We start from the raw sequence: 10,450 nt of genomic DNA on the forward strand, positions 1-10,450 counted from the left end.
CTATTGGGTTTTATTCTAGTTTGTCAATTCAACAAATACAGGGGTTATTTTCTTTAGCTTATAACCTGAATTCCCTGAAAGATTCGCATTAATATCAAAGATTTGAACCGTTTCTCCTCGTTTTGCACGGCTCAAAGTTCCTTTAGCTTCAGAGCTCAATTTATTTCCTGAAACCTTTATAGTAGGTTGTCCGCTAACTTTAAAGCTGAATCCAGTTACATTTAAAGCAAGGTCAAAGTCGAAATCCAAAAGAGCTGCGCCAATGGAAGCAATTTCTAGACCTTGTCTTTGCATACGAACAGGACCACCATTTCCATCTTCTCCACGAACAGTTCCTGTAGGTCTTGGAATATCCTTAATACGGAAAGTTTTGCTATCTGAAACGGTTTCTCCACCAGGAAGTTTTCCGCTTACGTTAATTTTAACTTCACGTCCTTGAACAGTGGTAACGTTCATCATATATTTTCCTGCACCACCCGCTGGCTTTAAACCGGGTGCATTTGCGGTTACAGAACCAACACCAGGAATGGAAATAGTCATTGGGTTTTCAACTCCACGATAAACTACGTTCATCTTGTCTGCGGAAATTACAGCAGCATTAGGCTTCGGAATTACCGCATAGGAAGATTTAATTGGAATAGTTACAACAGAATCCCCTTCCTTAAACTGTAGCTCACCTTTCAATTCTTGCTCACCCACATTTCCTGCAGGAAAATCAAGAACTACCTGACCACCAGCGATATTGTCCATTTCCTTACCGTTGATAATAACCTTATCAAAGTTAAGAGTGCTGTCAAAACGACCTAATACCACTTTCCCTTTAAAGTTTTCACCATTAAAGAAAGCAGTTTTATCTGGAACAACAATCGCCTCATAGTTGGACATTGAAAGTTGCTTAACTTGCTCTCCTGCAAGCATGGCCTGTAGTACTTCGTTTTGAGTAACCTTGATATCAGCTTGCATCTGAGTTAATTTCGTTTTAGAGGCAATCATAGGAAAGCCTTCAAAATTATAGTTCAGCCATCTGATCTCCACTCCCTTTCGGTTTTTTTCAGGACTAGTATCAAATTTAGCCTTTACGTCCGCGGCAATTTGAGGGTATGAATCTCCAATGATGTTCACTACACCATCACGAAATGCATTTACCTTATCTACGAATTCCTGACCATCCTTTGAAAGTTTATCGCCACTGAACCATTTCTGGTCCAAAAAGTCAGGTCTGTCCTGCTTTTCATAATCTGTTGGATCCTCGATCTTCTGCATCATTTCTGCTTTGATAGAAGCGATATAACTATCTAGATCCTGGGCCATAGTGTTTACCTCATTAGCTTTGTCTAGTATAGGTTTATACTTTGCCGGCTGTTCTTGGGCTTTCTCAGCCAACCCACCAAGGAATGCTTGGTTGCGCTGGTCTGCAGCTACGTTTGCCGTGGCAATTTTGTCATTTAACAATCCAAAAGCAGAAAGAACTTCTTTAGACATATTTAACGCCAACATAGCGATGAATATCAAATACATCATATTAATCATCTTCTGCCTTGGTGATAGTTTTCCTTGAGCCATTATTTTAGTTTTTTAGAATCAAAAATTAGTTAGGTTAAAAAGGAAATACTAGTTTCTAGTGGTCATTGCTGAAAGCATTCCACCGTAAACTCCATTCAAGGATGATAAATTGGTAGCCAAATGTTGCATTTGCTTTTTCAATTGCTCAGCATTTTCAGCTATTTGCTGATTAGCCTCAGTCTGACGGCTTGTTGACTCTATCTGAACTTTGTATAGACTATTAAGGGAGTCCATTTGTGCGGCTGCAAGAGCCATTTCCTCACTATATCTTTTTGTGGAGCTCATTGCCTCTGCTGTTGGAGCAATACCTTTTGCTGCACCTTCAAAAGAACGGATGCTAGTGCTAAGACTGTTCATTAGGTCTGAATCGATTCGTGCTTCTTTCAACATTTCGTCCAATTTTTTAGACAAAAGTCCTTGGGTATCTTTAGCCTCTTCTACTTTCGCTCTTTGTGTTGCAGCACCACCACTCAATTCTGGATATACCAAAGACCAATCCAAATCATCATCTACTGGTTCGAATGCGGAAATCGCGAAAATAATAGCTTCAGTCACCAATCCTATAGTTAATAGTACGTTTCCTCCAATTCCGGCAATTTCGAAGTGGGTAATTTTAAAGAGAGCTCCAATAATAACAACGGAAGCTCCAAGGCCATAGGCCATTGCAAAAAGTTTTTTAGATGATCGAGAAGATTTTGCCATAATAAATAGTTTTTTTAAGTTTTTAAGTTAAGTTATTTAAGGGGTAATTGTTTAGATCTATCGGGCATCGCCGAAATTTTCGTTTAGAACAACGTCAGTTCCCATATAATCCTGAACGGTGCGGAAGCCAATATAGCTACGGGCCGAATCGGCGTATTCGTAATCACGAGTGCCCACTTTAAGGAAATAGGCAACATCTTTCCAAGATCCACCGCGTACTACCTTGCGCTGGTTCTCTTCATCGTTAACATTTGGGTTCATTGTAGAAAAATAGTCATAAGCAGCCGCATCATAAGAAGAAGCAACCCATTCCGATACGTTTCCTGCCATATTATAAAGATTGTAACCATTGGGCTCAAAAGATTTTGCCTCTACCGTATAAAGCGCTTGATCAGCAGCATAATCCCCTCTTAAAGGTTTAAAGTTTGCCATGAAACAGCCTCGATCATTTTTGGTGTAAGGACCACCCCAAGGATAAGATGCAGATTGCAGTCCACCTCTAGCAGCATACTCCCACTCAGCTTCTCCAGGAAGACGGAAAGAGTTTACAAAAGTTTTCTTTTTGGATTTTTGGTATGCATTTTTATACATCGTCCTCCATGCACAGAAAGCTTTTGCCTGTTTCCAGCTCACTCCTACCACAGGGTAATCCCCATATGCTTGGTGCCAAAAATAATCATTGTGCATAGGCTCGTTGTACGAGTAATTGAAGTCCCGGATCCAAACGGTTGTATCTGGATAGATCGGTAGCTGTTCCTTCTTTATGAAATCTTTTCTTCTTTTGCTTTTATCCCGAGCCGCAGCTCCAATATCCATATAGGTATATTGGAATTTCAACTTGCTTACATCAATGGTTCTTTGTCCATTGTAGGCCTCCTCGATAGGAATGTACATAGTGTCCATGACCTCCGAGTAGAAAGCATCTGGATATTTTGCTGTATCCCAAATCAAACTTACTTTGTTATTGAGCTTTCTTCCTTCATAGTAATCTTCGCCCATTCCAAAGTAATTGTCATACATATATTGTTCGTAAGGGGTCATTTGGTCGTTTGCTTGGTCAACAAAAGCAAATTCCCCAATACCACCATCACCAGGAGTAGCACCTTGCTCATCGGCCATAATTGCCAATCGAAGTCTCACGATTGAATCACGGACCCAATAAACAAATTGGCGATATTCAGAATTGGTTATTTCGGTTTCGTCCATGTAGAACGAACTTACCGTAACAGTTTTGGTAGGGGCGTCCTTAACTGCAAGGAAATCATCATCACTCTGGCCCATGATGAAGGATCCACCAGGAACCAACGTCATTCCATAAGGCTTTTGTGGATACCATTTTTTGCCTTTTACGCCAACAAGCTCCCCTCTGTCTCCAGAGTTACAGCTGAATAAAAAGGCAACAATCGCAGTTAATGCAATAAACTTCTTCATAGGTAATTAGGTTAAATTTCGAATTTCGAGGGCGTAAACGTATTTATAAAATTTCAGAAAAACAATTTTTTTTTTCAAAAACCCTCGCGCATTTCAATTAGCTTGATATTATACTTCATTTTTGTGGCGGGCCTTCAACCACCGTTCAGGAATTTCCTGGTTGCATGCACCCAAATATTCGCCATAAGTGCAAGGTAATAACGTTCGGCTTTTTAATTTATTATTAACATTTGAAATAAATGGCAACAATATCCACCACCGTTCCGTTCTATTACTCTTTTTAAAGGTCAAAACCTCATCATCAATAGGGACTTTATAGGTAATGAAATAATTATCGTCATCAAAATTGTCATCCTTGATCCTAAAATTAACTCCTTCTATAAAATACCATAAAATTTGGGCAATCAACATTGCGCCACTTGCCCGAGTAGAAGTGCCCCCAATTTCATATATCCCAAAAGAACTTACCCGGTTACTAATTCCTGCATATCTCGAAATGGCGCAGATTTCGCGACTGTCAAATCCATTCGGACTTTCACTATTACTATAGCTAAGTTCCGAATCTTTTATTGAAGTTGCATCGAAAGTAACAATGTCGGCATCCCGTAAAGTAGGCTCTACAATACTTATATCAGATGTGATTTCACCTAGACGATAGGCATCAAAATATAGTTTTTCCATCAGGGAAATTTCCTCTGGGGAATTGAAATATGATTGATAACCAAGAACACTATAATTAAAGAGATTATAGGGTTGGTCCACCACCATTTTTCCTACGTACGATTTGTTGGAAAAAGGAAGATCTGCATTTCCCAGATCGAAACGGTTGTCGATATTAACCACATTCACCATTTTCCCTAAATCATCATACGCGCGGTATTGCCCATAAGCCAAATCTTGACCTCCACCTAATATCAACGGAATTATTTCCATTTTAAGCAATGTGGATATGGTTTGCTTGGCTGCAAAACGGGTATCCTCCACAGATTCTCCTTTTTGGATGTCACCAAGGTCCATAATATCATAACTCCAATTTCCAGGATATAGTGCATAAAAAGCTTTTCTATACTGATCAAAGGAAATATCATTTCCCATAAAATCTACATCCGAACGGTTTTCCCGTATTCCCAAAATAGCAAATTTTACTCCCTTGAAATTTGGGATTTCCCCTTTTTTCGAATGAATCCTAATCTGTTTACCGAGTGTACCTGGGGGAAGTGTTTCCAAAAGATCTAATATACTCTCGGAAACCGGTGACAAAAACTCTATCATTATTTTTTCTTGGCTGTAGTTTTACCCGCTTTGGTCTTTCTGCTCTTTGCCGCTGTGGTCTTCTTAGCTGGAGATTTCTTCTTGGCAGTTTTCTTGGCAAGCATTTCCTTGGCTTCTTCCAAGGTAATTTTGTCTGCCTGGGTATCCTTGGATAATTCCACCTTGGTTTTCCCTTTAATAAGATTAAAACGGCCCCAGCGGGCTTTTTCTATTCGTATATTCTCCTCGGGCCATTCTTGGATTAGCTTATCGATTTCCTTTTGCTTTTTATCCACAATAAGTTCTTCTATATCGGCCTCGGAAAGATTGTCGAAATCATATTTTTTGTTCACATTGATGAACATATTGTTCCATTTTATAAAGGGGCCAAACCTACCAACTCCTTTCTGAACCGGTAGGCCATCATATATATGTATAGGGGCATCGGCCTTTCTCTTTTCCTCGATCAACTCCTTTGCAAATTCCATATCTACATCTAAGGGATCCATACCTTTCGGCAAAGAAATAAAGGTTTTTCCAAAACGGACATAAGGTCCAAAGCGCCCGTTATTGACCTCGACCTCTTCTTTTTCATAAATTCCCAAAGTCTTTGGAAGCTTAAAGAGATCTATTACCTCCTCAAACGTTACTAAATGTAATTGTTGGTCCGGACGAAGGCTCGCAAATTTCTTTTCTTCGTCATCCGGCGCTCCAATTTGTGCGATGGGACCATATTTTCCAAGCCGTACAAGAATGGTTTTTCCACTTTCGGGATCCTCGCCCAATATCCGTTCCCCACTTTCCCGATCGGCATTTTCCTCAACGTGTTTTACGTGAGGATGGAAATCGGCATAAAAATCCCTCATCATTCGCGTCCATTCCTCTTTTCCTTCCGCAATGTCGTCAAAATCCTGTTCAACCTTGGCGGTAAAATTATAATCGAGAATATTTTTAAAGTTCTCTACCAAAAAATCATTGACTATCATTCCAATATCTGTAGGAACAAGTTTTCCCTTATCAGAGCCAACCATTTCCGTTAGAACCTTCTCTTTAAGTTTATCCTTTTGAAGAGTGACTTGTAGATATTTTCTTTCCGTACCTTCTATGCTTCCCTTTTCAACATAATTTCTTCCAATAATGGTTGAGATTGTAGGTGCATAGGTTGAAGGTCGACCAATTCCCAGTTCTTCCAGTTGCTTAACCAAAGATGCTTCCGTGTAGCGATATGGAGGTCTGGTAAATCTTTCCGTGGCGGTTATATAATTGTTATCAAGATCATCGCCATTCTTCATATTAGGCAACATTCCTTCTTGCTCTTCCTCCTCAAAATCGGTTCCTTCCAGATATACTTTTAAGAAACCATCGAATTTTATCATTTCGCCGTTGGCAACAAAATTTTCCGATATTTTTTCCTTACCGTTGGAATGTATATCGATCTTTACATTGGTTCGTTCCAATTCGGCATCGCTCATTTGGGAGGCAAGGGTCCGTTTCCAGATTAAATCGTACAGACGGGCCTGGTCGCGGTCGCCAGTTATTGTGTGAAGACTCATATCAGTTGGACGTATCGCCTCATGAGCTTCTTGCGCACCCTTGCTTTTACTTTTATAATCCCGAGATTTACTGTACTCCTTCCCGTAAGAAGAAATAATCTCCTTTTGGGCAGCGCTCTTGGCATCATTAGATAAATTGACGCTATCAGTTCGCATATAAGTTATAAGTCCAGCTTCATAAAGTCGCTGAGCCATGGTCATTGTCTTCCCTACCGAAAAATATAGTTTTCTGGAAGCTTCCTGCTGTAAAGTTGAAGTGGTAAAAGGCGCCGCAGGAGATTTTTTCGCAGGCTTTTTGGTTAATTCCGAAATTTTATAGGAAGCACCCAAGTTTTTTTGAAGAAAATCCTTTGCTTCCTCTTCTGTTGTAAAGTTTTTGGGAAGTTTTGCTTTAAACTTACTCCCGTCTGCAGTGGTAAACTCTGCATCTATTCTGAAGGATCCTACCGGTGAGAACGCCTCAATTTCACGTTCCCGCTCCACTATTAGCCTCACCGCTACAGATTGAACACGGCCCGCAGAAAGTCCACCTTTCACTTTCTTCCAAAGAACTGGAGAAAGCTCATATCCAACCAGTCGGTCCAAAACACGGCGCGCCTGTTGGGCATTTACCAAATTATAATCTATCTGCCGCGGATTCTCGATGGCCTTTAAAATAGCCGATTTTGTAATTTCGTGGAAAACAATCCGTTTGGTCTTATTTTTATCCAGTTTCAATTCCTCTGCCAAATGCCAGGCAATTGCCTCACCTTCCCGGTCCTCATCACTCGCCAGCCAAACCATTTCTGCTTTCTGGGAAAGTGACTTTAATTCCGAAACCAGTTTCTTCTTATCACTGCTCACTATATATTTAGGAGCGAAATCCCCTTCTACATCTACGCCCAACTCTTTTGAAGGTAAGTCTGCAATGTGACCAAAACTAGAGGATACCTTAAAATCAGCTCCAAGGAATTTCTCTATGGTTTTTGCTTTTGCAGGGGACTCAACTATCACTAAATTCTTTGCCATTATCTATTTGTTATGCGTACAAAAGTATGTGAATTTTTTAATACGAAAGATTTACGAGAAAAAATTCAGGAAAAGCCCAACACTTCTTTGCCTAAATACAGCGAGAATGTCGACTAAATTACAGGCGAAATTAGAAGTTTGGGGGTGGGGATATATCTAAATCGAGATTGGAAATCTAAAAAAACAACTTCTTAGTAAATAACCTCAAATTGACCCTCGGTAATTTCACTCTGATCGGTAAGAAAGGAGAAAGTTCCCTTAAGGCTACCTGTTACCAAATCGTGTTCAGTAATAGATATACGCCCTTCGGTAGAAGTTTGCATACCCTCCTCATTTTGGTAAGTGGCACTATACCCTTCGTCAGAAAGTTGGAATTCACCTAATTGAACGCCACTCGGAAGAGTAAGTACGATGGATTCGGTTAATTTACTCCCCGCTACTTTTATGGAGCCACCCGCTTCAACTGCTGTAACTATAAGTGGCAAGAAAGGGACTCCATTGATTTTTGCTGAAAATGTGCCGGCTTCTCCAGGAATATCTATTTGTCCAAAATCATAAGGAACATTATATAGAACTCCCTTGGAAACATAAATGGTATCTATCCCAGGAAGCGTTGCGTTAAAATTAAAAATACCGCTAAGAGTTTTGTTCACTTCATCCACCTCCGAAATCGTAACCGATCCCGTTCCATCTGGAAGGGTTGAAAATAAATTCCCGTTAAAGTCCTCAAAAGTGGCGTAATTGGAAGAACCTTCGCCTATCATAAAGGTGTCCTCCTTTAATTGGGATAATCGTATTGTTAGAGATTCCGATGAAGAAGAACCCTGAATTATATAACCGCCATCTTCTCCCATTGAAGCGCGTGCTTCGGTGGAAATATAGAGTCTATCGCCTATCTTTGCCTGTATTGCAAATTCATTGGTTTCATGGTCTTCACAGGAAACCATCGAAATGAGTATTAAAAGAAACAATACAAGATTTTTCATAAATAGAGACATTTTTGGTGTTTTGACAAATGTAAAAGAAAAACCTTAATTGCTTCTATTTCAAAAAGAAAATATATTACATTTGCCGTCCTTAATTATAACCGAGGTCGGGAACCTCAAAAATTAATTTAATATGCCTGTAAAACTTAGATTACAAAGACACGGAAAAAAAGGGAAACCTTATTATTGGATTATCGCTGCCGATAGCCGAATGAAAAGAGCGGGAAGATACCTTGAAAAATTAGGTCATTATAGCCCAACTACCAACCCTGCACAAATTGAACTTGATGTTGATAGCGCTGTAAAATGGCTTCAAAATGGAGCACAGCCTACAGATACTGTTCGTGCCATTCTTTCTTATAAAGGTGCTTTACTTAAAAATCACCTAGCTGGAGGAGTTCGCAAAGGCGCCTTGACTGAGGAACAAGCCGAAACGAAATTTAATGAGTGGTTAGAATCCAAAAAAGGTTCTATCGATCATAAAAAAGCCACCTTGTCTGAAGCACAGGAAAAAGCTAAAGCCGAAAAACTTGTCGCTGAAAAAGCTGTAAGTGATAAACGTGCTGCTGATGCCGCGGCCGCCGCTGCTCCTGAAAAAGAAGAAGAAGTAACCGATGTCGCTGCTGAAACTGCAACGGAAGAAGTTCCTGCTGAAGAAAAAGAAGACAACAAAGAAGCTTAATATCTATTCACGATGCAAAAGGAGAATTGCTTCTACTTGGGCAAAATCGTCAGAAAATATAGCTTTAAAGGGGAATTGCTCGTAAAACTTGATACGGACGAACCCGAACTATTTACTGAAATGGAATCGGTTTTTGTGGAACAACGCAAAAACCTGATTCCATTTTTTATTGTGGAAAGTTCTTTGCACAAAAGCGAACTGCTCCGAGTACGATTCGAAGATGTTAATAACGAAGAGGAAGCCAACGCTCTTATTGGAGCTAATCTATACCTTCCATTGGAATTCCTGCCCACACTTACGGGAAATAAATTCTACTATCACGAAATAATCGGCTTTACTGCCGAAGATGAATCCTTTGGAGAAATCGGAAAGATCACTGGCGTAAACGACAGTACCTCTCAAGCCTTATTTGAAATAGATCACGATGGAAAGGAAATCTTAATTCCGATGATCGACCATTTCATTAAGAAAGTAGATCGCGAAAAAAAATCAATCCTATTGAATGTACCCGAAGGATTGATAGAAATGTATCTCTAAAAAATCTATTGAAACCATTTAAATTCAAACAATTCACTCTTGAACAAGATCGATGCGCAATGAAAATTGGCACCGACGGCGTTCTGCTGGGGGCGTGGACTTCTATAAAGGACAATCCCTTTTCAGTATTGGATATTGGCGCTGGAACGGGAATAATTGCTTTACAGTTGGCCCAACGCTCAAATGCTCAAATGATCGACGCCATAGAGATAGACCAGAATGCTTACGAGCAATGTGTGAATAATTTTGAAAACTCATCCTGGGGTGATCGTCTTTTCTGTTATCACGCGTCCTTAAAGGAATTTGTGGAAGAATTTGATGATAAATATGATATAATTATTTCCAATCCTCCGTTCTATTCTGAAGATTATAAATCTTCAAATGATTCCCGGGATATTGCACGCTTCACCGATTCCCTTCCTTTTAACGAATTAATTGAAAGTGCATCCTTACTACTTTCAGATGAAGGAATTTTTGCCGTAATAGTACCGCGAAAGGAAGAAGATAGATTTATAAATATGGCTTCTAAAGTGAACCTATTTCCTAATAGAATCTGCAGAGTCCGTGGAAATGAAACTTCTGAAGAAAAAAGAAGTCTTTTAGAATTTTCATTTGAAAACATCTCTCCAAAACTTGAATATCTAACCATTGAAACTTCCCGTCATAATTATACAGAAGCGTATAAAAAGTTGGTCAGTGATTTTTACATAAAGATGTAAGGGAAATAAATGATATTC

At 39.6% G+C, this 10,450-nt stretch carries 9 protein-coding genes; 3 read left to right on the forward strand and 6 right to left on the reverse strand.

All coding sequences use genetic code 11. The features are described from left to right. Positions 1–15: 15 nt before the first annotated feature. The 6 genes from porM to EI546_RS08770 form a co-directional block, all read right to left on the reverse strand. The gene (porM, locus tag EI546_RS08745) at positions 16–1,563 is read right to left on the reverse strand and encodes a type IX secretion system motor protein PorM/GldM (protein ID WP_128250181.1); all 1,548 of its coding nucleotides are present in this window, start codon (positions 1,561–1,563) and stop codon (positions 16–18) included. 48 nt (positions 1,564–1,611) lie between these two features. Continuing rightward, complete coding sequence (gene porL / locus EI546_RS08750; RefSeq protein WP_128250182.1) at positions 1,612–2,265, reverse strand: type IX secretion system motor protein PorL/GldL; 654 nt, start codon at positions 2,263–2,265, stop codon at positions 1,612–1,614. A 57-nt stretch (positions 2,266–2,322) separates the two neighbouring features. After that, on the reverse strand, positions 2,323–3,696 hold the full coding sequence (gene porK, locus EI546_RS08755; RefSeq protein WP_128250183.1) for a T9SS ring complex lipoprotein PorK/GldK: 1,374 nt from the start codon (positions 3,694–3,696) through the stop codon (positions 2,323–2,325). Positions 3,697–3,804: 108 nt separating this feature from the next. Then, entirely contained in the window at positions 3,805–4,968 is a 1,164-nt protein-coding gene (locus EI546_RS08760; protein ID WP_128250184.1) for a formimidoylglutamase, read from the reverse strand. After that, positions 4,968–7,508, reverse strand: a complete 2,541-nt coding sequence (gene topA / locus EI546_RS08765) for a type I DNA topoisomerase (RefSeq protein WP_128250185.1) — start codon at positions 7,506–7,508, stop codon at positions 4,968–4,970. Before topA ends, EI546_RS08760 begins: the two co-directional genes overlap by 1 nt. Positions 7,509–7,699: 191 nt before the next feature. After that, positions 7,700–8,494 carry a DUF6252 family protein gene (locus EI546_RS08770; protein ID WP_128250186.1) on the reverse strand — a complete coding sequence of 265 codons (795 nt, stop codon included), beginning with the start codon at positions 8,492–8,494 and terminating at the stop codon, positions 7,700–7,702. A 133-nt stretch (positions 8,495–8,627) separates the two neighbouring features. Here EI546_RS08770 and EI546_RS08775 point away from each other — a divergent pair, with 133 nt between their 5' ends. From EI546_RS08775 to EI546_RS08785, 3 genes are read left to right on the forward strand one after another with little or no spacing between them, the layout of a single operon-like run. Then, positions 8,628–9,176: a 30S ribosomal protein S16 gene (locus EI546_RS08775; RefSeq protein WP_128250187.1), complete on the forward strand. Its 549-nt coding sequence runs from the start codon at positions 8,628–8,630 to the stop codon at positions 9,174–9,176. Positions 9,177–9,188: 12 nt separating this feature from the next. Further along, the gene (rimM, locus tag EI546_RS08780; protein ID WP_128250188.1) at positions 9,189–9,713 is read left to right on the forward strand and encodes a ribosome maturation factor RimM; all 525 of its coding nucleotides are present in this window, start codon (positions 9,189–9,191) and stop codon (positions 9,711–9,713) included. Between the two features lie 59 nt (positions 9,714–9,772). Further along, on the forward strand, positions 9,773–10,432 hold the full coding sequence (locus EI546_RS08785) for a tRNA1(Val) (adenine(37)-N6)-methyltransferase (RefSeq protein WP_128251578.1): 660 nt from the start codon (positions 9,773–9,775) through the stop codon (positions 10,430–10,432). Positions 10,433–10,450 lie beyond the last annotated feature (18 nt).

The organism is Aequorivita sp. H23M31 (assembly GCF_004022485.1).
Lineage (GTDB): Bacteria > Bacteroidota > Bacteroidia > Flavobacteriales > Flavobacteriaceae > Aequorivita > Aequorivita ciconiae.